The 22,584-nt window shown below is 59.2% G+C and carries 18 protein-coding genes and 1 tRNA gene; 6 read left to right on the top strand and 13 right to left on the bottom strand.

Annotated features, from left to right (window positions below; genetic code table 11):
* Nucleotides 1–132: 132 nt before the first annotated feature.
* Nucleotides 133–759: a histidine phosphatase family protein gene (locus tag ABIZ35_RS03140; protein WP_348218415.1), complete on the bottom strand. Its 627-nt coding sequence runs from the start codon at nt 757–759 to the stop codon at nt 133–135.
* Nucleotides 760–917: 158 nt separating this feature from the next.
* On the opposite strand from ABIZ35_RS03140, the gene ABIZ35_RS03135 reads away from it, so the two are divergent.
* Nucleotides 918–1,712, top strand: coding sequence for a HipA family kinase (locus ABIZ35_RS03135; protein ID WP_348218414.1), 795 nt, complete (start codon nt 918–920; stop codon nt 1,710–1,712).
* A complete protein-coding gene (locus ABIZ35_RS03130; RefSeq protein WP_348218413.1) occupies nt 1,709–2,590 on the top strand; it encodes a DUF3037 domain-containing protein in 882 nt (293 codons plus the stop codon). The genes ABIZ35_RS03135 and ABIZ35_RS03130 overlap by 4 nt, the downstream gene beginning before the upstream one ends.
* A gap of 17 nt (nt 2,591–2,607) precedes the next feature.
* Here the strand turns inward: ABIZ35_RS03130 and ABIZ35_RS03125 are convergent, their stop codons facing one another.
* Nucleotides 2,608–2,910 carry a type II toxin-antitoxin system RelE/ParE family toxin gene (locus tag ABIZ35_RS03125; protein WP_348218412.1) on the bottom strand — a complete coding sequence of 101 codons (303 nt, stop codon included), beginning with the start codon at nt 2,908–2,910 and terminating at the stop codon, nt 2,608–2,610.
* A gap of 2 nt (nt 2,911–2,912) precedes the next feature.
* The gene (locus ABIZ35_RS03120) at nt 2,913–3,200 is read right to left on the bottom strand and encodes a type II toxin-antitoxin system ParD family antitoxin (protein WP_348218411.1); all 288 of its coding nucleotides are present in this window, start codon (nt 3,198–3,200) and stop codon (nt 2,913–2,915) included.
* A gap of 145 nt (nt 3,201–3,345) precedes the next feature.
* On the opposite strand from ABIZ35_RS03120, the gene ABIZ35_RS03115 reads away from it, so the two are divergent.
* Both ABIZ35_RS03115 and ABIZ35_RS03110 read left to right on the top strand, forming a co-directional pair.
* Nucleotides 3,346–3,423 (top strand) — tRNA-Pro (locus tag ABIZ35_RS03115).
* 112 nt (nt 3,424–3,535) lie between these two features.
* Complete coding sequence (locus tag ABIZ35_RS03110) at nt 3,536–6,160, top strand: glycoside hydrolase family 2 protein (RefSeq protein WP_348218410.1); 2,625 nt, start codon at nt 3,536–3,538, stop codon at nt 6,158–6,160.
* Nucleotides 6,161–6,194: 34 nt separating this feature from the next.
* Here ABIZ35_RS03110 and ABIZ35_RS03105 read toward each other — a convergent pair whose 3' ends face one another.
* The 10 genes from ABIZ35_RS03105 to ABIZ35_RS03060 all read right to left on the bottom strand — a co-directional run bounded on the left by ABIZ35_RS03105 (nt 6,195) and on the right by ABIZ35_RS03060 (nt 21,367).
* Complete coding sequence (locus tag ABIZ35_RS03105; protein WP_348218409.1) at nt 6,195–7,952, bottom strand: hypothetical protein; 1,758 nt, start codon at nt 7,950–7,952, stop codon at nt 6,195–6,197.
* Complete coding sequence (locus ABIZ35_RS03100; protein WP_348218408.1) at nt 7,939–9,630, bottom strand: DUF87 domain-containing protein; 1,692 nt, start codon at nt 9,628–9,630, stop codon at nt 7,939–7,941. Before ABIZ35_RS03100 ends, ABIZ35_RS03105 begins: the two co-directional genes overlap by 14 nt.
* A 147-nt stretch (nt 9,631–9,777) precedes the next feature.
* Complete coding sequence (locus ABIZ35_RS03095; protein ID WP_348218407.1) at nt 9,778–10,671, bottom strand: DUF1559 domain-containing protein; 894 nt, start codon at nt 10,669–10,671, stop codon at nt 9,778–9,780.
* 237 nt (nt 10,672–10,908) lie between these two features.
* Nucleotides 10,909–12,066 carry a hypothetical protein gene (locus ABIZ35_RS03090; protein ID WP_348218406.1) on the bottom strand — a complete coding sequence of 386 codons (1,158 nt, stop codon included), beginning with the start codon at nt 12,064–12,066 and terminating at the stop codon, nt 10,909–10,911.
* Nucleotides 12,067–12,083: 17 nt separating this feature from the next.
* Nucleotides 12,084–14,018, bottom strand: coding sequence for a hypothetical protein (locus tag ABIZ35_RS03085; RefSeq protein WP_348218405.1), 1,935 nt, complete (start codon nt 14,016–14,018; stop codon nt 12,084–12,086).
* A gap of 189 nt (nt 14,019–14,207) precedes the next feature.
* A complete protein-coding gene (locus tag ABIZ35_RS03080) occupies nt 14,208–15,086 on the bottom strand; it encodes a DUF1559 domain-containing protein (RefSeq protein WP_348218404.1) in 879 nt (292 codons plus the stop codon).
* A gap of 152 nt (nt 15,087–15,238) precedes the next feature.
* A complete protein-coding gene (locus tag ABIZ35_RS03075) occupies nt 15,239–16,450 on the bottom strand; it encodes a GntR family transcriptional regulator (protein ID WP_348218403.1) in 1,212 nt (403 codons plus the stop codon).
* A gap of 48 nt (nt 16,451–16,498) precedes the next feature.
* Nucleotides 16,499–17,167, bottom strand: coding sequence for an RICIN domain-containing protein (locus tag ABIZ35_RS03070; RefSeq protein WP_348218402.1), 669 nt, complete (start codon nt 17,165–17,167; stop codon nt 16,499–16,501).
* Between the two features lie 99 nt (nt 17,168–17,266).
* Nucleotides 17,267–17,986 carry a PEP-CTERM sorting domain-containing protein gene (locus ABIZ35_RS03065; RefSeq protein WP_348218401.1) on the bottom strand — a complete coding sequence of 240 codons (720 nt, stop codon included), beginning with the start codon at nt 17,984–17,986 and terminating at the stop codon, nt 17,267–17,269.
* A gap of 255 nt (nt 17,987–18,241) precedes the next feature.
* Nucleotides 18,242–21,367 carry a lamin tail domain-containing protein gene (locus ABIZ35_RS03060; protein WP_348218400.1) on the bottom strand — a complete coding sequence of 1,042 codons (3,126 nt, stop codon included), beginning with the start codon at nt 21,365–21,367 and terminating at the stop codon, nt 18,242–18,244.
* A gap of 210 nt (nt 21,368–21,577) precedes the next feature.
* On the opposite strand from ABIZ35_RS03060, the gene ABIZ35_RS03055 reads away from it, so the two are divergent.
* Nucleotides 21,578–22,330 carry a hypothetical protein gene (locus ABIZ35_RS03055; RefSeq protein WP_348218399.1) on the top strand — a complete coding sequence of 251 codons (753 nt, stop codon included), beginning with the start codon at nt 21,578–21,580 and terminating at the stop codon, nt 22,328–22,330.
* Nucleotides 22,331–22,344: 14 nt separating this feature from the next.
* The coding region (locus ABIZ35_RS03050) for a hypothetical protein (RefSeq protein WP_348218398.1) at nt 22,345–22,584 on the top strand (240 nt) is incomplete at its 3' end.

The raw sequence follows: 22,584 nt of genomic DNA, 5'->3' as shown, positions 1-22,584 counted from the left end.
AGGGAAGGGTATTAGGATTTATTGTCGCAGGCGGCTTTCGTCCGAGAATCTCTTTCCAACCCTTCCCTGCTTCAAGGGAGGGGTGGCGCGAAGCGCCGGGGTGGGTCATAAGGCCGAGGCGGGTCTGGTTGCTCACGCCTTCACCCCATCCCAATGGCTCGTATCGTTCAGCAGCAGCAGACGCCCGCCGTGCGGCGGCTTATACTCCACAATCGACAGGCTCGCATTGTCCAAGCTAATACGCGGCAGACACGTCAGCGGCGCCTGCATCGCGTCCAAAAGAATGGGGCGCAAGGCAGCGCCATGACCGACGATCGCAATCGTCGCATCGTTCGGGTTCGTCTCCAGGATTTCCTTCAAAACGCCCAGCACCCGCGTCTGCACCTCCGACCACGATTCGCCGCCGGGGATCGGCGTGTCCAGCTCGCGCTCGCCATGATAACGCTTCCAAAGCTCCGGGTAGCGCGACGAGACATCGGCAATCGTCTGCCCCTCCCACTCGCCAAACCCCTTTTCCCGCAGTTCAACCCTCGGCTGCGCTGAGAGCTTATGCCCCTTCGCCGTGGCGGCAATCGTTTCCATCGCGCGCGTCAGATCGCTGCTGTAAATCGCGTCGATCTTCCATGGCGCCAGCCGCTTCGTCAGCGCCTGCGCCTGCCTCACACCCCGGCTGCTCAGCTTGCTATTCGTATGCCCCTGAATGCGGCCCTCGGTATTCCACTCCGTCTCGCCATGACGGACGATCAAAAGACGTGTCAAACTCTCATTCCCCTCGCCGCCAATACTGCTTTGAATCAGTATAGCCCATCCAGTTCACGCGTGCCCGCGCTTTGGTAGTATAATGATCAGCACAAGTGCGGCGGGCGGCGCTCGTCGCACCATTCCATGGCGCTCTGCGTCGAAAGGGTTTTGTCTTTTTGATCGAAACTTGGGAAGCGGAAGGCTTCGAGATCGTCTTAGAAAAGGGACGACCGAAGCCGCTGGTGCTGAGCTGTGAACAGTGGAGCGAAGACGGTGATGTCCTAGCAAAAGAGCGCTTCGCCGTGAAGGCAATGGGAATGCCCGGCGTCACAACGGAAAGCATGCGCCGCGAGGTGATTGGCAACTTTATCGCGCATAAATTAGGCGTGGATACCCCACGCCCCGTTCTGGTTCAGATATCGAAAGAGTTTTGCGACGCGATTACTCCCTCATTGAAGCCCTATGGATTGAAGCTCCAGCCTGGGATCGGCGTGGGCTGCGAGTTTATCCCCGGCATGGCGCCGATTATCCCCAACTCGGAGAAAACACCGCGCGAGCTTTACGATGCGCAGCGAATGTTTGCCGTGGATCAGATCCTGCAAAATCCTGAACGGCATTCCGGCCATACGAATGCGGGAGCGCTCGCGAACGGATTCATTGCCTACGGCTTTGAGAAATCGCTTCATTTCTTGTCCGCCCCTGCCGACTTCGCCCCTTGGGAGTTATCCAAAGTCCATTTCGACAAGCCTCATCTCTTTCACGCCGCACTGCGCGGAAAGAAGTCCGATGCGTATGATTGGTCAGGCTTCGTTCAGGACATCGCGAATTTCAACGTTCAGGAGTTATCAGACTTCATCGATAGCTTGCCGGCGGATTGGGACTCGGAACGTCAACAGATTTGCAAGCATATGGCGTCCATTGTGGGAAACGACGCGCGTTTGGAATGGCAATTACGGGAGAGTTTAGCATGAGCCGTGTCGCTTACACCTATTGCGCCCTGCGCTACGTCCATGACATCGCGACAGGCGAGTCGCTGAACATCGGCGTTGTTCTGCTCGCTCCCCAGCTCCATTATGTTGGCGCGATCATCGACCCCACCTATCGCCGGCTCTCGGAGGCGTTCGTCGAGTTTGACGGCGACCAGCATCGAAAAGTCGTTCGGCGATTCCATGCCGCCATCAAGCATCTGCAAAAACTCTGGGCGAACCCCATGGGAAAAATGTTCGACGTTCCCACAGACGCGCAAGCCCTCATGCGGCAGATTTGGGCGGACCAGGGTTTGAGCTACCAATACAGCGCCGTGCTCTCGGGCCTGGCGCGCTCCCCGGAAATCGCGCTTCAGGACGCTTACGACCGAATGGTCGTTTCCAAGTCACAGCGCGCCAAAGTAGAAACCCGCTCGGACGACGATGTTTGGAACAGTGTCTACAAGGGCCCCTTGCGTCAAACCCGCGCAGCGTCCGCGTTAAAGCCAATCACACTCAAAACCAACGCCATAGAACTGAAGTGCGAATACACCTTCAAAAACGAACGGATCCACATCGTCCAGCCAATGACTTTCGATTATGCTCGGGAAGAAAGCATCAGCGCCAAGGCCGCCAAATGGCTGGGAAACGCCACCGCCCTCGCCGGGCACGAAGAACTGGGAACGATGTACCTGCTGCTGGGCAAGCCACAAATGCCACAGCATCTGGCGGCGTACCACCGAGCAAAAAACATGCTGGATCGAATTCCCGTCGATCACGTGCTGGTGGAAGAAGAGGATGCGGAGAAATTCGCTCAGGATCTTTCGCAATTTATGCTGGAGCACGGCGTCATTTCTGAGGAAACTGACGCGTCAAAACCGTAAGCTGCTGTTCGCGGCAATCAGTTGTCGTGTTGAAGCAATACATGCAAATCGCGACTGCCGTGCAAAACACGCAATATGTCCATATGCGTGCTGGAGGTTCGATAGAATATTAGGTATGGAGTAACCGTGTAACTGTACAGGCCGTCCCCGAGTTCGCCTCTCATACGCCCTACGCCTGGCATGGCGATAAGCAACGTAAAGGCATCTACGAACAAATCGATCATGCGGTCAGCGGCAAGTTCATTGTCGGCAGCAATATAGCGCCAGATTTCGGCTTGATCTTCCTTAGCCGCTTCGGCGATTCTTAAAACAAGCGTCACGCCTATTCACCTTTTTGCTTCGCACGAAGGCTTCGTCCTTTGGCCTTTATCTCACTCGCCAAAGAAGAAAAATCGCTTGTGGAATATTCGGTGTATTCGCCGCGATCTACCTGATCGGTTCCAACCTTTACATCGCTGCGAAGCTGATCCAGACGCGCCTGCCGAAGCTGGTCCTGCTCTTTGAGAAGACGCAGCCCTTCACGGATGACTTCGCTTGCGGAATGATACATTCCCGTCTGCACTTTTTCGTGAACGTAGCTGTCTAACTCTGGCGTCAGAGAGATATTCATGCGGTTCTCCTTTCCGTCAATATACCACAGAGAATAACAGTTTTTGTTATTGGAGTGAGAGATAGGATTGCCATATTTCCGAATGCCCCCTCGCATGGGTTGACTTTCCTGATTCCCTTGGGCTATAATCATCCCAACACTTTATCGGGATGTAGCGCAGTTTGGTTAGCGCACCGAGCTGGGGGCCCGGGGGTCGCAGGTTCGAATCCTGTCATCCCGACCATGTGTTCCGGCGTTTTTTGTTAGACGCGGTAAGACGGCAGGCGGAGAGTTTCACTCTCCGCCTTTTGTCTGCGTGACCTCCCAAACCCATTTTTCACAGGATAGTAAAACTTATGAGTACGCCTTCTTCGCAGCAGACGACGATCCAGGTCCTCCACGACGGATGGCGAGTGCGCGATGTGCGCGGCGACGGCGATCCGCCGACAACCGCGCTGCCGTGGCTGCCGGCGCTGATCCCGGGGCATATCCATTTGGATCTGATGGCCGCTGGCGTAATCGCCGATCCGTTCAAGAACTTCGCCGAGCGCGGGGCGCAGTGGGTGGATGAGACGGATTGGGTTTATGAGACGACGTTTTTCGTCACGGAGTCGATTGCAGCGCATACGCTGCTTCGCTTTGAGGGGCTGGACACGATTGCGGAGATCGTGCTGAACGAAACGGTCATCGGCCATGCCGACAATATGTTCATCCCCCATGAGTTCGAAGTGGGCCATGTTCTGCAAGCGGGTGAGAATACGCTGCGGGTGACGTTTGCGTCGGCGATGCGCGTGGGGCGTGAGCGGCAGGCGGTTTGGACGGCGAAGTATGGCGATGAGAAGACCAAGCGGGATTGGCAGCTCTGGGGGCCACGTTCATTCGTGCGCAAGGCGCAGTATATGTATGGATGGGATTGGGGCCCAACCTTGGTCTCCTGCGGCCTCTGGCGGCCAATGGGACTGGTGAGCGTCCCCATCGCGCGGCTGCTGGACTGGAAGTATGACGTCACATTTACGGACGATCAGGCGATTGTCGACTTTACGATCTTTGTAGACCGAGCGCCGGACGCAAGCGAGACGCCGCTGACGGTGACGATCGATCTGCCGCGCGTCGGCAACGATGAAGAGGAGTTCGACGCGCCGCTGCCGGACACGGTGAGCGTGGACGTTCCCGCTGGCGTGGGACGTATCGAAGTCACGGCGCAGGTAGTAATTGACGAACCGGAGCTATGGTGGCCCAATCGGCACAACCCGGAAGGCGAATCGATGCACCCGGCATTGTATGCCCTGGAGATCGCGCTGCACGCCGACGAAGAGATCGACCTCAAAACGGGAAATATTGGCCTGCGTACGATTGAACTGATCCAGGAAGCCGACTCAGACGGCAAGGGCGAGAGCTTCCAATTTCGGGTCAACGGCGAAGACATCTTTATCAAGGGCGCCAACTGGATTCCCGCCGATTCGTTCCCTGCACGTTTGGTAAACGAGCCTGGCTATCTGGACGGCGAGGATGACGGCGGCGACGCCCGCGTATTCAACCTTGTTGGTATGGCGTGCGACGCAGGCTACAACATGCTGCGCGTCTGGGGCGGCGGCCTCTATGAAACCGAACACTTCTACGAGCTGTGCGACCGGCATGGACTGCTCGTGTGGCAGGACTTTGGGTACGCCTGCGCCTACTATCCCGACTTAGATGAGTACGCTGAGGCGGCGCGCACCGAGGCCGTCGCGGCGATCCGGCGTATTCGCAACCACCCATCGCTGGCGCTCTGGTGCGGCAACAACGAGAACCATATGATGCACATCGGCAAATGGGCCGCCGTGCGTCCCTCTCGCCTGCTCGGCGAGCATCTGTATCATGACGTGCTGCCGTCAGTCGTTGCCGCCGAAGATCCTCAAACGCCCTACTGGCCGTCGTCCCCCTACGGCGGCGACAATCCTAATAGCAGCGACTTCGGCGACAAGCATAATTGGGATGTCTGGCACGGGGTCGGCGACTGGACCAACTACGCGGATGACAACGCCCGGTTCGCCTCCGAGTTCGGCTTCGCCGCCGCCGCCGGTCTGCGCGCCTGGAACAACTGCCTGACGGACAGCGATCTCACGCCCGAATCGCTCGCGATGCGCTGGCACGATAAAACACGCAAGGGCTACGACGCCTATCTCGATCTGGTGAAGCTGCATTACCCAGAGATGAAATCGCTGGACGATCTTGTCTACTACACCCAGCTCAATCAGGCGGACGCGCTGAAGTTCGGCGTCGAGCACTATCGCCGCTTGAAAGGCCGATGCTGGGGCACGCTCTTCTGGCAGATCAACGACTGCTGGCCCACCCACTCCTGGGCCGTGATCGACTCCGAACTGGAGCCCCGCGCCGCCCACTACGCCAGCGCCCGCTTCTATGCGCCCGTGCTCGTATCGCTTGTCCGTACGGAGAATGCCGTCGAGGTTCACCTCGTCAACGACACGCTGAGCGCCGACCAGGGAATATTGGAAATCACGCTGCAAACGTTCGAGGGTGAAATGCTCGCGCATCAATCCTGGCCGATTTCGATTGAAGAAAACTCCGCCGCTCTGGCCGCGATCTTCCCACTGAACGTGGGGGTGGGACGCGAAACAGAGACTTTCGTCCACGCAAGATTTACACCGACAGTCCACGCAAATGCGGCCGAGAACTTCTTATTCCTCGCCGAGCCGAAAGAGTTGGAGCTGGACGATCCGGAGCTTGGAATCGAGCTTCTGGAGCATGAGGAGTCGGGGTTCTTGATCGCGCTGACGGCGCGCCGCTTCGCCGCAAACATCTGGCTTCAGATCGATCTGGCGGACTCGGAGGATAGCCTCCCCACGCTGTCCGATAATTTCTTCCATCTTCGGGCGGGCGACAGTAAAGTCGTGCATGTGGAAGAAACGGACACGATCGACAGTGTGGAAAGCTTAGCCGAGCGGCTGACCGTGCGATCACTGTATGGGTATGCGATGTAGAGGTACCTCTACATCGCCGGCTAGGTAATAGGGATCAGAACGTAATCCCCTCCACCTCGAAGTTCACGTTTAAGCTGCGGTCGCGAAAGTTGTACGTGAATGTCGGGATGAACCCGTGCAGGGTCGGTGCGACGGTCACACGGTAATCGAGAACATCGTTGCGTTCAAGGTCGTAGCGCACCAGACCGGAGACGGCGAAGTTGTGGTTGCCGAGCTGCGCACGGGTGATCAATTCCCGCGACGTGTCCAGCGCGTCGAAGTTGAAGGGCGAGTCACCCGTAACTTTGCTCGTTCGATACTCGAAACTCAGAGCCGTGCGGTCGGTGAAGTAGTGGACGATGGCGAGATTCGTCTGCGTGTACTGGTAGAGCGACTTGCTCTTGTCGTAATGGTTATAAGTGTTCTGGATCGACGGAAGGAACAGCGTATCTTTCCCCAGCATCCAGGGACGCGTGTAGAGGCCGACTTGAACGCGATCACGACGTCCGTGAATATCCGTCGGCTGCTCGTGGTACTCGCCGGTAGTAAGTCCAGCGCTCGCATAGAACACTGGCCTGCGCAGGAATTGGCGGAAGGCGACAGGATCACCCGGAGGTGGCGCGGAGCGGACCGGAACCAGCGGAATGGAGCCGTCGAGCCGAAGCTCAGGAAGCCGGGAGACATACAAGTCGTCGCGGCGTCGACCGCTCGCCGAAAGATGCGCGGCCAGTTCCTCCGACAGGAACAATCCACCGCCCCAGGGAGAATCGAACGGGTGGATCGAGGCGCCTTCGGGCAGGAAGTCGTGGAACAGCAGCGGATCGCCGTACGGCAGCGGAGGGCTGGCGTTCTGCTCAAACTGATGAAGGGCCGCCAGCGGATCGCGCCGGGGCGGCTGCGCAGGAGCTGGACGCACATGACCGGCGATCAGCGTTTGATGCGTCGTCACACGCACCTGAGGCGACTGCTTGGTCGGCAGCAACGCATAGCCTTCAATCGGATATCGCCCCACCCCCTGATACCGAACTTCAGAGAACACCCCATACCGATCGGAGAGACCGAAGGATGGGGTGAGCTTGGATTCCGGACCGGCGTCGCCGGACTGTCCGCCGGACCGGAACCTCACACGGGGCAGCGTGAGAATTCGGTTGTGAAAGAGATAAAACGAAGCGTTTTCGGCGCTTCCCCGCGTGACGCCGGGAATGTGCGCATCTGGGGTCAGAGTGATCTTGGATGTACGCATCTCGAAATCAGGAGATACCCCCGGCGGCGTGGTTGTCAGATGCCCGTCCGTCGCGACGATCCGCAAGGGCGTCGCCTCAATCCGGCTTGCGTGAATCCGGTAAGGGCGCTGGTACAGCAGAATGTTTTCGCCGACGCTCGTCTTGGCGGCGCCATCGAAGATCAGCTTGTCCGCCGCGATGATCGCAATCTTATCATAAGCCTTCACGTTCCCAGTGGCGCTGTAGTTATGATGCGCGAGATCACCCTCGATCCGGTCGGCTTGGACGAAAAACTCGCCGCCGTAATTGAGCCGCACGGGCTTATCGGGCGTCCCTTCGAGCACTCCTCCGTCCTGCGACCCGCTGATATGCTCGAAGTCCAGGGACAGTACCGGCAGAGGCGCGTCCGACGTGGTATTGGGCTCGGGAGAAACAGCTTTCGGCCCGGAGCCGATCGGGTTCGCGGGCGAAGGCGGCAGGGATGTCCCCGGCTGCGTCACCGCCGGCGGGTCTTCCGCAAGCGCCTGTCCGACGGGCAGCATCGCCAGCGAGAAGGCGACAAGGGCGGAGCGGGTCTTACTTCCAGTCATTAATATCCATTTCCACCACGGCGGTCGTATTGAACTCGCCCATGCTTCGTTTGAACTCGGAGTCATCGTAAGTGCGCGATTGGACCACGACCGGCATCGGCACCGCGTGGCCCAGCAGAAGCGCCTGCTGCTTGCTGTCCAGCGACGCCAAGACGCCGCGCAGCGCCTGTGCGCCGGAGACGCCCGTCAAAACGGCGTCGATGTCGCGCTCGTCGTTCAGCAAGGCCGTGATGCGCGTGCCGAGCTGTGAGAGCACTTCATCGTCGATCCCCGAAGGGCGCTGATCCACGACAAGCAGCGTGACATTGTATTTGCGCAGCTCCCGAGCGATGATGCCGAACGTCGTCTGCTGCGCGAGGGCGGGGCTGAGAAACTTGTGCGCCTCTTCGATCGTAATCACGACCGGCATCGGCTTCTTGCCTTTGTCCCCCATCGCCGCTTCCGTCAGCTCGATATAGTTCTTGTGGATCTGGCGCGTCAGAATATTCGCGACCAGCATATATTGCAGCGGCTTGCGGTACTGGCCGAACTCCAGAACGACATGCGTCCCTTTGAGCAGACAGCCCATGATCTGCCGCACGGCGTCGTCTTCCTCGCCCGGCAGGTCTTCACGCAGGAAGCCCTTGCACTCCTCTACCATGCGCCCCAGCTTGCGCTTGAGAGCGCCGAGCGACAGCGCGTTGGCTCCGCTGATCTCGCTAAACGCTTTGATCGCCTCGCCATCCATTTTGAGCAGCTCAGTCAGCCAGCGCTTGGGATAGTGCTGTTCGAGCAGATACGTCGTCTCAGCGGCGCTCTGATTGAGGTTCAGCTCATTGGCCAGCAGGAGAATATCATCCACGCTGATTTGACTATAGGGGATATGGACATCGTTCTCGATCGGCACCTTACGCCGAAGCGCGGCGGCGCGGTCGAGGGTGAACACACGCACTTTGTCAGGGAAGTATTTTTTGAGACCGTCGACCCCCTCTTTCGTGGGATCTTCGGTCGTTCCCTTCCAGCCGTACTCGCCATGCATGTCGAAGACTAAGTTCACGGCCTTCTTATGCTTGATGATGCCGCACAGACAGATACGGGTCAAAAACGTCTTGCCGGTGCCTGATTTGCCAAAGATTCCGTTCGATCTCTCGACAAACTTATTCAAATCCAGACAGACCTGAATGTCGGCCATATCCAGCGGCGAGCCGATATGGAAGTAATCGCCGCCCTGCGTCTCCGCGCCGAAGATATCGGCGATGTCCTCTTCCGTCGCCTCGCCCACCCCGCTGAAATGCGTCGGCACGGTCTTGACAGGATCGAATTCGATGGCGCCGCGCGGGCGCATCAGCAGCGGCTTCAGCGTGAGGGTCCCGAAGGTGGATGTGCCGCTCAGCACCTGGCGCAAAAAGGCGTCGTCGGGAGACGGTGGGTTCGCGAGCACCTGCGGCGACGTGCAGTCGAGCGAGACATCGGTGATCATCGCGAAAAACTCGTGCTGCGCTCCGTCGATCACGACGAACTTGCCCGCCCGAATATCCTCGACCGAACGATCCCCGGTCAGCTTGATCTGGATACCCGCCTGAAGACTGCCGCGCACGACCGTCCCCATCGCCATCCGCTGGCGCGGACCGGGAGAAAGCGAAGTCGCGTCGGATAAACTCAGCGCGCCCAGCGCGCCGTTCTTGTGGGTCGATGGCATGGGTAAATAATGATCCCGGAAATAAACGCAGCCTGACAGAAGCATAGAGCTTCCGTCAGGCGCTTTGTTTCGGAGATATTCGCGATGGTGAAGCAAAATTCCTGCGGGCCTCAAAGACCACCCATGACTTTGCTTGAAGACAGCGCTTTACTTGGTGCTGAAGGTGACCGCGAACTGGCTGCTGCCGGTTCCCGAGGACATCCCCCCATTCGCCGGACAGTCCGGCAACGCCGGCAATCCGGCCTGGTTGCAGTCTTCCGCCGTAGCCACGGATCCGCCGGAAACCGACGCCCCTTTAAACCATTTCGCGTGGCCATCCGCCATCAAATAACACGAGCCATCGGTATGCAGTCCCGTCTTCGCATTGAAGCCCAGACCAAGAGGTCTTTGCACTGACGCCGAACAATCATAACCGCCGAGGCATCCGGTCTGCATATGGCCGCCCGGCTTATAGTCGCCATCGGAGAACGCGTAAATTTGTCCATCGGTGGGCCCATTGGTGACAGCCGACACGACATTATTCAGACCATTTTGCTCTTTAGTGTTCAAAATCGGGCCATAAATCCCCGTGATTTCGCAGAGCAGAACCGTCTTAGCGGGCGCGTTCAGAGACGCCAGCGACTGACCGCTATGCGGGTCGTTCGCGTTGCCGTTGCCATCCGTTCGCAGGAAGTTGAGATTCCCTCCATAGGAGACGGGATAGGAAACGATATTGCCGTTGACCTGCTGGCTCGTGGAGTCATCGGGACATTTGAAGACACCAGTGCTTTTGACATAGGGATAGACCGTACCGGCCCAGCCTTGCCCCAGAATGCCCGCCGAACCCGTCGGATAATTCTCGTCATTGTCCTGGGTGTACTGCATAAACCCCAGACCAATCTGCTTGAGATTCGAGATACACGAGATCTGGCGCGCTTTCTCACGCGCCTTTGCGAACACGGGAAACAAAATTGCCGCGAGAATCGCGATAATTGCGATAACAACGAGAAGCTCGATGAGCGTAAAACCACCTTGATTAGACCGATAATTTTGCGTCTTCATAAATCAACCTCCCAATAAGGTGAAAATAATTTGTGTATCATGGCAGAAGCGTGCGAATGGAATATTTGCGTTTCTGTAGAGCAAGTATATCATGGGCTTATGGACCAAGCAATGCACAAAGTGGCACTTTTATAGCACTTTTTGATACAAGCAATCTACTTTAATTGTCATATATAAAAGACGCGAACATTTACACGAATAACTATTTTAATACGAAAAGACACTGGCGCGATCGGTTTATCGGCGCCCTTGTTTGGCTTCGGTGGATTTATTGAGCATCAACGCGCGAGCCTGAACTAACTGCGCGCCCAGCAGGGCGTCGAGCACGGCGAGCGGGTGCTGGCCGTCCACGGCGAGCATGGTTGCACCCGCATTGGTGAGGTAAGGATTGTCGCCGATGTCGAGCAAGTAGGTATGCTTGTCTTTCGGTTTGGCGCTTTGGTAAGAATGGAATCCGTCCGTGAGGTCCTTACGGGCGCGCCCGCTGAAGGGGACAATGATCCAGATATTTGTGTCGGGAGAAGATGCGGCCCGTAGCGAGGTGAGCAGGCTGGACACGTCGCCGCCCGCTGGCCCCCGGTTCTCCCCCATATTGATGAAGATATCGTCTGGGATGGGAGCGAGTTTGCCGGCGGCAAGTCGGGAGTGCGCGGAGTCGTAGGACTGCCAGAAGGTCATGAGACCGGGCGTGTGTCCGCCGTCCGCCGCCCCGCTGTCCCAGGAAGCTCCGCCATAAGCGACCACACCGTACTCGGCGCCCAGCGCCGCCGCGATAGGCTGAACGTAGCCAACCGTTGCGTCTTGAGTCTCCGTGGCGTTGGTAATTCCATCTTTGAAGTTTGCGACGGTGTTGTCGCCGTTGGTGATGGAATCGCCGAAAAAGAGAGCGATTTTCTTTTGAATGGCGGCGGCGCCCGAGGGCGTGCTCGCGGACGCGCCGTCGTCGAGGGTGAAACCCGTTATCCGCACGACGTTGACCGGAGTCCAGAAATCCAGAAACACGTACCCCGCCACTAGCTGTATGAGAAGTGTATGGGCCCCGCCCGTCAGCCCAGAAGCGCACGAGATGCTCTTGGTCGTGGGCGCAAGCTGGACCGTCACCGGCGCCTTGCCATCCACGGAGTAACGGATAATGGGATACTGCGCGGCGGGTACGGCCGCATTAGTCTCAGGCGAGACGTCGAAATTCACGGCGATGCTCGTTCCCGTGAAGCCCATTTTGAGATATGCGCCGGGGTTAGGCGATTGGGCGTAAGACGCGCCGCTCTTGTACCAGTTGTAGGGGCTATAGGCGATGTGGGAGTCCGTCGCGGCGACCGAAGTCGCCGCGCGGCCATCCATGGCGCTGCCCAGCAGCGCGCACAGCCCAAGGGCGCACATAAATTGGCTTCGCATTCTGATCGCCTTTCGCGCTATTTCTGCGCCATGAGCAAGCGCAGGGCGCCTTGTTTGCCGGCGATGATGTTTGCTCCCTTGTCCGTCTTCACGGCCGCGCCGTTCGCGACGGACATGGAGTAGTCGAAGTCCTGGAAACGATAGCTCAGCCACTTCGCCGTCACTTCCCTCAGCGCGCTGCGATCGGGGTCCCATTCAAAGATCAATCCCAGACGCATGTTCGCCGGCGCGCCGACGACGCTGAGTTGGATCTCGCTTTCATGGAAGGCGGCGACGAGCGTTCCGCCGCCGGCCAGCGGGACCTTGGTTTTCAGCACCGAACCCGTTTCAGTAACGGTGGGCAAGCCGTCCATGGTCAGCGGGGTCTGCTTTCCGTCCAAACCCACCAGGACAAATCGGCCCATGGCGCGCGATCCGCCATTGTTGGACCGGGCCTTGTCATCGCTCCAATGGTAGCCGTCGAGCACCGCCAGCAGACGCTGTTCGATGCCGTGCTGCTTCACGGTCTCTGTCAGGAAGGGCTGAGGGAACTTGTCATTGTAGACATGCAGATCGCGCAGGAAGAACTGATCGCCTCGGAAATGCAGGTTCGCGCGCTGGAGCCTGCTTTGATACCAGACGGTTCGCTCGGGAGCGCGGTCTAAAACGCCGTAAACGGCCTTGGTGATGACAAGCTTGCCAGGCGTTTCTCCCCGTCCAGGGATCTGAATGGTCTCTAATTCGGCCCCGGTCTGACTGTGAGCGACACCATCAAGCGTGTAGCTTAACTGAAGATGCTTGTGGGTGTTATTCGCAGGATCACCCACCAGATCGTTGTTGACCGTGACGCGAAGCGCGTCATTCTGAACAAGGGCTTGGACGGCGGCGGTGGCGTCGCGCTGCCGATCCGAGGCGCCGGCAGTTCCGAAAGGATCCTCCAGCATGACCTGCGCCTGCGTGGGAGTCGACTTGAAGGCGCGCTTGAAGCGGCGTCCCGTCTCCCCCATCGTTTCGACCACGAGCCCACCCGCGTCACGCTCCTTCGCCAGCTTCTCCATCTGCATCGGGAACGCTTGCTTCATCTCGTCCCAGCCGAAGCTGTTTTCCTGGCCGAGTTGGGCGTACCCAAACGCCTGGGTCGGCTGGCGCGCGATCATGTCTAGGAACGTATCGACAAACTTCTCGGACCGGCCTGTCGCCCAGACGGGCTCCATCGTGTCGGGATACGAGAGCGTATTATCGTAGTAGTAGACGGGATCCTGACCCAGCAGGCGAAACATTGGCGTCGAGATCTGGTTCTTGGCTTCCACTGCGGGGCTCAAGGCGTTTAAGCGGTTGGGATAGTATCCGGCGATCGGGGCGCCCCAGACTGTAAACCCGTCTGTTGCCAGCTGATCCCGGCAATTGCCAAAGGCGTCGACATCGTACTTATCCGCGAAATAGGCGGCGGAAATGGCCTCCATATTCCAGCAGGCGACTGATTTGATGTCCTTGCCGAAGACACGCTTGAACGTCGCCATGGCGGCGTCGACTAGCTTGCGGCGTTCCTCCGGGGTATAGCCAATCGAGTACGCCACAGGGACATGGTAATCCCATTCCCAATCGGATCGGCCGCGCCACGCCACGCCGGCGTCATCGCAGATCTTGCGGTTCATCTCAAACCAGAGACCGACCTCATGATCGGCCGGCATCTCGGCCTTCAAAAACTCGACAAACGGCCCCTCAACCAGCGCGTCGTATTGAAGCAGCCAGGTCGTCGGAAAGTTGTGCGCTTTGGACAGCGCCATCTGCTCGCGCACCGGCGTGATCAAGTCCATCGGATTGCGCGGCTCTTCCGCACGGATGAAGTTCATGATGTTGATCGAGCGATACGGTTTCGAACCCGCTGCCAAAGCCGCCGCCGGAGTCGACGCCGGTCCCGGAGCCGACTCGCAGGAAGTCAGGGATGCAGGCAGGATGGAAGCGATGAGCATAGTTTTGAAAGCGCTCGCCACGACATCACGCCGTGTAAGCAAATGGGGGTCGTTATTGTTGAATTTAGCCGTCATATGTGCCTTATACCATTCCGATCTTACGAAAAGCTAGCCCTCCACAGTCTCTTTAGAGAGAATATGGAGGGCAATTGGATGAAAACCGAAACTTGCAGTCAATTTGGATTGCCGCTATCGGGTGCTAAAGGTCCCCGCGAACTGGCTGCTGCCCGTCCCGGCGGCCATATAGGGATTGGCGCCGCAATCCGGCATCGCCGGGGATCCATCCTGGTTGCAGTCTTCCGCCTGTGCGGTCATGCCGCCGGAGATGGAGGAGCCACGCAGCCACTTCACGTGCCCATCCGTGAACATAAAGTTGGAGCCGTCGGTGTGCAGGCCGGTCTTCGACGCGTATCCGCGCACGCCGCCATCTCGGTTGACGTACGCCGAACAATCAAGACCTCCAAGGCATCCCGTAACCAGCAGGCCCCACTGTCCGTTGCCAGCATCGGTATAGAGGCCCGCATCGTAGGGACCATTGGTCACGCCGGACATTCGCCCATCCGCCCCGTTTCGCTCCAGTGGATCCGTCACCGGCGCATAAACCTTCGTAGCCTCGCAAAGCAGCACCGTTTTGGCTGGCGACGCCAACGAAGCCAGCGACTGCCCCGTGTGCGGATCGTTGGCGCTTCCCCCGTCCCACCGCAGGAAGTTCAGGTTCCCGGCATAGGAAACTGGATAGGAAACGACGGCGCCGTTGCTGCGCTGCGTCGTGCTATCGTCAGGGCATTTGAAAACGCCGGTGCTTTTGACGTAAGGATAGATCGTGCCGGCCCAGCCCTCTCCGAGTACGCCCGCCGAACCGGTCGGGTAGTTTTCATCGTTGTCCTGAGTGTATTGCAGCATCCCGATGCCGATCTGCCGCAAATTCGATGCGCACGAAATTTGTCTCGCCTTCTCACGAGCCTTAGCGAAGACAGGAAACAGGATGGCGGCAAGTATTGCGATAATAGCAATGACGACGAGCAACTCGATAAGTGTAAAACCGTTTGACTTAGTCTGTCGAAGCATAAAGAGAATCTCCCTCTTTCTATAATAAGACTAGCGCACCATCAGTATAACACAGAGAATGCACCATGTCAATATAATGCGCACCAAAAATATCAGATGCGCAGGAATCTTGCTTGGTGCACCCCAGAATAAATCCAATCAAGGAAATATGTTTATCCCGTGCTGCTTTCCCGGACGATCAGGCTCGCCGGCAGTTCAACGGATTTCGGCTCGGCGCCAGGATCTTTGATGCGGCGCATTAAAAGGTCGACTGCCGTCGCGCCGATCTGCTCGTAGGGCTGCGCCATGGACGTTAAGCCAACACCATTCGGCAAGGCTGGGACAATATTGTCGAATCCCGTTAGTGCGACATCCTTCGGGACAGAAAGCCCCAAGTATTCGAGGCGCTTCGCAAGGCTGTCCGCCATGTAATCGGTAAAGCACACGGCTGCTGTCGGCCGCTGGCCCTGCGGCAGGCGGAAGACGGCGTCCACGACAGTCCAGTCGCGGTCGTCTTCATACGACGGTACGGTCAGGACCATCTCTGTGATGTCGGTGGCGCCTGTCACCCGAACGGAGTCAGGATCGCTCGCGCCGCGCATGGCGTCGAGGTATCCTTCGACCCGGTTCTGTACGGACTGGATCGGCTCGCTGCGCGTGACGTGCGCGATCCGGCGATGCCCCTGCGCGATGAGATGATCGGTGGCTTCAAGCAGCGCACCGTGGTTCTCGACCCCAACAAAGTCGAGATCCACACCGGGCATCTTCCGGTCAAGAAGAACGAGCGGGACACTGCGGCTGACTTCCCGCACCAATGCGCTGTTATGTCGGTAGGCGTAGGGATAAAAGAGGGCGCCGCCGAACTTCTGATCGCGGATATAACGCAGATGCGCGGCTTCTTGCGCCGCCGTCTCCGCTTCCATTCCAATCAAATCGCCCAGATCTAGAAACACCGCGTGGTATCCGAACTTCTTCAGCGCCTGATTGATTCCCCAGAAGATCCGCTGCTGGGAGGAGCCGGCCCGCTCCAGCGGGCCTCCGCCGTGCCACATGATCAAAGCGATGAGGTTCGACGCCGAAATGCGCGATCCACCGGCGCCGTCCGCCATCTCCGCAATGTCGTCCGGCGATGGGCCGACCGTCGGACGGCAGTTGGGGCGCTGGAAAACGAGGCCTTCCTGGACAAGCTGATCGATGGCGTTCCGCACAGAGCGCCGGTTGACTTGAAGGTCGGCGGCCAGGACTCGCTCCGTGGGAAGCGGCTGCCCGGAGCCATACACGCCCATACGGATCCGTTCGGAGAGGATCGCGGCCGCACGCGCCGACGCGCGGGACTGTGAAACCAGTGGAGACGAGGAAATAGACTGAGAATCTTTTGGTGACATAAATCTGACTCAAATTACAATGGGCGGCGTCACGAGGCGCTGTTTCTATCATACCATAACTGCCACTTCTCTCAATTTTGTCAGACATTCCAATATGCGAAAACGGCGAACGCTCGACCAGAGCGTTCGCCGTTTGTTATCATCGCGCCGTGTTACGGCGCCCGGAACTGCCACTGGGCGTTGTACCCGTTGGCGTCCAGCGTATACTGCACGATCTGCGCACCCGCCGCCCTTGTCCACCAGGGTGAACTTCTGATTGTTCGCCCCGATGTAATCCCAGAGATCGACTGCGGCGTTATCGGTTTGCGCGAAACCGTTGACTTCCACGGCCCGTCCACTCCCCACCCCGATCATAGAGTATTGGCCGCCGCCCACATAGGTCACAGTCCACTTTTGATTGGTTCCTGCGTGATACCCTGACTGAACCAACGGCGTGCCGTTTGCCGTTCCGGCGAGATTGGCGTCGAGCACCAGGTTTGTGGAGCGCACGAACAGGGCGTATGTCCCTGGGCCGATGGCGGGAGGCGCGCACATCAGCCCGGCGATGATGTTGGTGCAGTCAAATGAGTAGGCGGGACTGTTGGAAGTCGGCTGATTGAAATCCGGTCCGACGAGATCGGACGTATTCATGCATGTCAGACTCCGGTCGCAGCAGGCGCGCAGGAAAGCGGGATCGAAGCCGGATTTCGCCAGCCAGCGCAGGTTGACGCTATTCACGCTGCTTTGAGTCTCGATCGCCGCTCAGTGAAAAGCGCCCCGCCGGTAATCGGCGGGGCGCTTTTCATGCACGAGGCGGTTTCAAGGGCAGGCCGATGATTACGCTATGGGCTGCGCGCGTCGCCGCCGCCGCACGGCGCATACGGCGAGACACACCACGCCCAGAACGATCGCCGCGCTTTGCGACGGTTCCGGAACGGCGGGGGCCGCCGACGAGATCGCGGTGATGTCGCCAGTGAAGTAACCGACCTGATTGTTCGAGGCGTTTGTCGCATAGAACGTGAAGTTGTGGACGTCCCACTGGCTAATGTCGTTCAGGCCAGGGCCAGTCAATGGAAGCGTCGTTGCGAACAGTGGATCGTGTCCGGGGGCGCTGCTGAGATCGATCGACGAGTAGGCGTCGGTCAAACCCGAACCGCTCGCGTTCGAGCTTTGCGTAAAGATCGCGTCATGCGGATCGACAAAGACACCGCCCGCGTTGATCTCATTTCGGGCCAGCAGGTATTGGTCCTGCGGCAGCAGCGCATCGGGAGTGACCGTGAAACCGCTGAACGTCACTGTCGCGCCGTCCAGGGAGGAGAACGATTCATACTCCCGGTATCCGCCGGACGCCGTGAACGGCATGCTCGTGTTCAGCGTAAAGGTCGAGGTAAACACATCCCCAATATGCGCGCCACCAAATGCCGCGAGGTCGGAATCCGATGTGATGACGCCGCTGACGGTGAAGGAGAACGGCGCTGCCTGTGCGGGGGTAACGGTCAAGAAGAAGAAGGCGCCGGCGACGAACGCGGCGGCCGGCGCGAAGCGTAAGAATTTCATGGGTGAATGATCTTTCTAACGTATTGAGTTAATCTTTAGCGTCTGCCCGTCAGAAGCCGGCGAATGAATTCGCGCCTACAAGTACGGCCGTCCACCTGCGTGGACTTTGGAGCCTACGGCACAGATAACAAACGCCTGCGGCGCTTGGTCTGAACCCGCGAAGGCGGGTGACCGTACTTTTAGCCGCGAATTCATTCGCCGGGCATTCTGAATATTGACGCCCTGCCCAATTAACATTGGGCAGGACGCACGGATCTAATTGCCGCTGACCGTGATCGATCCGCTGGAGATCGGCTGGGTCGGGGCGGCGCTCACCGCTGCTCCAGACTGGTTGTCGTACACAATCACGCCGAAGCCGGTGATGCGCACACGGATCTTGTCCGCGCCGCCACCGGCTGCCTGAGCGTCCGTCACCGTGGCCGAGAACTGGTAGCCGCTTACGCCATTGACCGTGCCGGAGCCCTGGATGAGCGCCGTGGCGCCCGTTGTAATGAGGGACTGCACCGACGTGCTCTGGAAGTTCAAGTTCGCCGAAGCCAGACTGAGCTGTACTTTGCCGGACGGCTGCGCCGCGCCCGATGCATACTGGGCCGTCACGGAGAAGCGCGCGGAACCCGACGCCATGGGCGCGCCGGGAGCGGCGCCGGCAGCCGAGGCGAAGGCGCCGTTGCCGGTGACTACGCCCGCAGTCGGGACGCCAAGACGGACCACCGAGGGTTCATGGTCGCTAGCCTGATCGGCGAACTCGGAGTTCACGTGTACGATGTCGTAGACCGGGGACGCCGTGTTCGTCAGGTTGGGGCTGACCAGGATATGGTCGATCGTCTGCGAATTGCCTTCGAACACGTAGGTGTATCGCTCCGGCTGTGGCAGAGTGTCCACCAGATCGGTCAGCACGCCGCCGCTCTTAAGGATCGTCAGCGTGTCGGAGAACTCGAAGTCGTTCAGGTCGCCGAGCACGAGGACATTCGCCTTGGGATCGGCCGCGAGGAGGTTAGCGACGAACCCGTTGACGATCTGCGCCTGCTGATGCCGCTGCGTTTCGGAAACGCGCGCCGGCGGCTGGCTCGGGCCGTACAGTGGCTCGTCGCCGCCCTTCGAGTTGAAGTGGTTCGCAATGACGAACAGCTTGCGGCCATTGTAAACGAACTCGCCCACCAGCGGCTTGCGGCTGCTGCTGAACGCCGGATTGGTCGGATCGATCCGTCCCGGGCTGTACTGAAGCTGCGTCGCGGCGCCCGAGCCGGTGACGGCGTTGGGCGTGAGCGAACCCGCGCCGGGACGGTCGACGAAGCTCAGGCCACGATCCGTGCGATAGAGGAAGCCGACACGGATATTGCCGCCCGGCTGGCCGCCATCCTGGTCGTTGATGGGGTTGATGCTGCGGTACTGATACGCCGGACCGCCCGCCGCCTGAATGGCGGAGATCAGCTTGGCGAATGTGGTGGATGCGTCCACCACCCCGTTGTCTGTCGCGCCTGTGTTGTCCTGGATCTCCTCGACCGAGATCAGGTCCGGAGCGCGCAGGTTCGTGACAATCAGCCCGGCAAGCCGGTCGTACTTCGACTGCGGATCGCTCGGAGCCAAGTTCTCGACGTTGAACGCCGCCGCTGTCAGCTGGCCCAAAGCCGGAGCATCGGTGATTTCCCGCGTCAGACCACCCGAGACGCCGGTCAGCGGGGCGGTCACTTCCAGCATGAAGTTGCCGAAGTTGTAGGAGAGAACGCCAATTGCGGGGCCGCTGAAGTGGTCGCCGACATTGACGCTGGGCACGGACATCAGCGCGCTGCCAAGGATGATCCGCTCGGGGTTGAAGTCCGTCGGGCGAATAATAATGCCGCCGCGCGGCGTCCGCACCGAAGCATTCGCGCCGTTGTCCGCCAGCACCGAAACTTCGCCGAAGGAGTTGGTAGGCCCGGATGCGACAGGATCGTTCACCTGCACGCGCATCCCTTCCAGGCTCTCATAGAAGTCGATGCCGTCATTGGCGATATCGAACACGCCATTGGTCTCGACATTGCTCGCATCGTCTTCAATGATGGTCGTCGGAGAAACGCGGCCGCCAAGGCCGATGACGATCGGCGCCGGCAGCGAGTTACTGCTGGAGATAGTCGAAACTGTCGGGGAACCAATCTCCGTCGTGGTCAGATTCGTCGCGGCGCTGCCCGGGCGGAACTCGGAGACGCGGCCGGAGACGGCAACTAAGTTGCCGACCGTTTGGCCAGGAGCCGAGGACGTGAAGACAAAGACGCCTTCCGACGTCGCGTCATTCGCATCTGGAGCCGTATCCTGCATGTAGAAGCCGTTGCTATCGACCGCCGTCACTATGCCCTGGACATTCGTAACCTGGGTGTTGTTCAGCGGGGAAATGTGCACGGCGCCCTGGATGTCATGGATGTGGGTGATCGTCGTAGCGGCCTGCGTGGTGAAGCTCGTCGAGTCGTCCGACGCCATCGCCGCGCCGCCGGTCTGGGCGGTCACGTGCGCGCCGACGATCTTCACGGTCACGGATTCGCCGGGAGTAAAGTCCACGTCCGGATTGAGCGTGAACATCGTCGGGCCGCCGCTGACGCTCGCCGTATGCGCGCCGCTCGATGCGCCCGTAATGGTAAACCAAGCGCCGCTCACGTTGACCGGCTGGCTGAAGAAGACCGTGATGTTGGCGTTCACGGCCACCGAGGACGCTCCAGACGCGGGGGTCGTGGCGGTGACGGTCGGAGCAGTGCTTGCGGAGCAGATATTGGCCGCCGTCGCACTGTTGCGCGGGATCGGCCCGGTGACGGCAAAGTCGGAGGAGTTGCTATCCGTATCCGTGCAGCCGTTCAGCGCACGCAGGGCCGCCGTCGTGTTGCTGAGCCCCGCCGTGGGAGTGTTCTCAGAACAGGTCGTGGCGGGACCGAACCCGACGAAGTCGATTACGTTCGCCGATCCGGCCGGACAGACCGTACCAGAGGTGATCGTCGTGGCGTCACTGACCAGAGCGACCTTGCCGGCCGTCGCCGACATCGGGATCGTCCCCGTGGCGTCTGGGCTGGGCAGATCCGTCGTGCCGTTCGCCCCAGCTGCTTCCTGCACCAGATAATAATGTCCGGGAGCAATCGTCCCGGAAAGGGCCGTCTTCTGCCAGCTGCCGCCGGCGGATGAGGCGTACTGCACGGTCCATCCAGTCACGTTCACCGGGGACGCGCTCCGATTGAAAATCTCAATATAGTCGTTTTTATACGTGGCGCCACTGTTGCCGCCGCCACCGTAGACCTGGCTGATTACGACCGAAGAAGAACCGGCGGCATGCGCCGTTGGCTGCCCCAAGCCGCCCAAAATTGCGAGAGCCGTCACCGGCGCCCAGTAGCGAAACTGCCTTTTCCGATTATCAGAGAACATCAATGTTTGCTCCTTTCGACATAAGAGAGCGTATCGCCATATTCGCGAATCAGAAAGATCGCCAATGACGCGCCCATTATGCCGGGCGAGTGTTAAGAGCGCATTAAGTTCACATTAAGATAGCGTTAACGATCGATGACAAAAAAGGGGCAGGAACTCGCGTCGCTCACACAGAAATAAAAACGAGAATTCCCCGGAGGTTGAACTTTCATGCTTGAAGACGCGCTGCAGGCGCATGAGGAACAGGTAGACACACTGCTGCGGGCGGCGAATAAATATGTCGGCGCATTGAAGGGCTGGAAGAAGGCGGCGCAGATCGGACATATGGGCAATCTGCAAAAATTGGCGGCGCAGGCGGAGGAATTGGGCGGCGCACTGCCGGCGGCGACAACGGATGCTAAGGAGTCTTGGAGTTTCGATCTGCGCGGCTATTTGGAAAGCGACGAATGGCGCAAGGAGCTCCAGGCTGTCGCCGCAAATCGTTTCTCATTGCGAACCCAAGAAGACGATGACACGCTGATCGCCTCCCCAGTGACGGTGCGGTCATTGCCGGGGCGCGGAACGCTCCAAATCGGGCGCGTCAACTGGCCGGCGATCCGGCCGCGCGTTGCCGCTGAGGAACTGAAACGGCTGCGCGACCGCACCGCCGCCGCCAATTCCCTGGAGTTTGCCGAAAGCCTACTGGGCGCCTGTAAGCACTTAGACGCCTCGGAAAAGCCGTTCGCACGGTTCCGCGATATCTACGATCTCTTCTGCCTCACCCCTGGATATAAGAAGGATAACCCTCCGGCGGCGTTCGGGCAGCAGATCTACGCGCTGCACAAGGCGGAAATCCGCGCGACACGCGGCGGGCGGACCTTCGAGATCGAATACGCCACAGGCAACGCCAAAGAGCGCGACATCTTCACCATTATCTCCGAGGAAGGCCGCACTCTTCGCTACTACAGTATCTGGTTCAAGTGAGGCTCGCGAATTCCATGACGACAAACGATCTTCCGAATCTCTCCCTCGACCGGTGGCTGGATGTTCTGAAAGCCGAATACCTGGATGACTACGTGCGCTCGGGCGGCTCCGCCGTCAAAGTTATTACGGGATCCAACGACTTGCTGGACACTGCGGCGGCGCGCATTCGCGAAGAAGCGACCGCCACCGGTTACTTCCACGCTCATTTGAATCCTGGTAAGCTACGGCCCAACGGCAAACGCCCGGACCTGCAC

The sequence above is a fragment of the Capsulimonas sp. genome (genome assembly GCF_039929585.1).
Taxonomy (GTDB): Bacteria; Armatimonadota; Armatimonadia; order Armatimonadales; family Capsulimonadaceae; genus Capsulimonas.
This window is presented reverse-complemented; position numbering and strand designations above follow the sequence as displayed.